Annotated in this window: 1 protein-coding gene; it reads left to right on the top strand. The window is 56.1% G+C overall.

All coding sequences use genetic code 11. The features are described from left to right. A partial coding sequence (locus EN780_RS37365) for an SMP-30/gluconolactonase/LRE family protein (protein WP_133373004.1) occupies positions 1–503 on the top strand: 503 nt, incomplete at both ends.

Below are 503 nucleotides of genomic sequence, written 5' to 3'. Positions count from 1 at the left end.
CCCAGGTGCGAAGCTGGAAAAGTTGGCTGAAGGCTATTCATTCACCGAAGGCCCGGCGGCGGATGGTGATGGCAATGTGTTCTTTACCGACGACCCAAATAACCGGATTGTTGAATGGAGCGCGGCAGACGGGAAATTCTCGGACTGGCTCAAGCCAGCCGGACGTGCGAACGGAACCGATTTCGACAAGGTCGGCAACCTGATCGTCGTTGCCCCCGAGAAGGGCGAACTGTGGTCCATCGCACCCGACAAGACAGTCACGGTGCTTGTGACGAACTTCGACGGCAAGGTATTCAACGGCCCGAATGACTTGTGGATTCGTCCAGACGGCGGCATCTATTTTACCGACCCTGATTTCTATTCGGATCACGACCAAAGTACGCGGGTGGAGGGGCAAAACGTCTACTTTGTCACGGCCGACCACAAGACCGTTACGCGTGTGACGAACGACCTGTTTAAGCCCAACGGCATCATTGGTACGGCAGACGGCAAGGTGCTTTACG

The organism is Mesorhizobium sp. M4B.F.Ca.ET.089.01.1.1, from assembly GCF_004022605.1.
GTDB classification, from domain to species: Bacteria; Pseudomonadota; Alphaproteobacteria; order Rhizobiales; family Rhizobiaceae; genus Mesorhizobium; species Mesorhizobium abyssinicae.
This window is presented reverse-complemented; position numbering and strand designations above follow the sequence as displayed.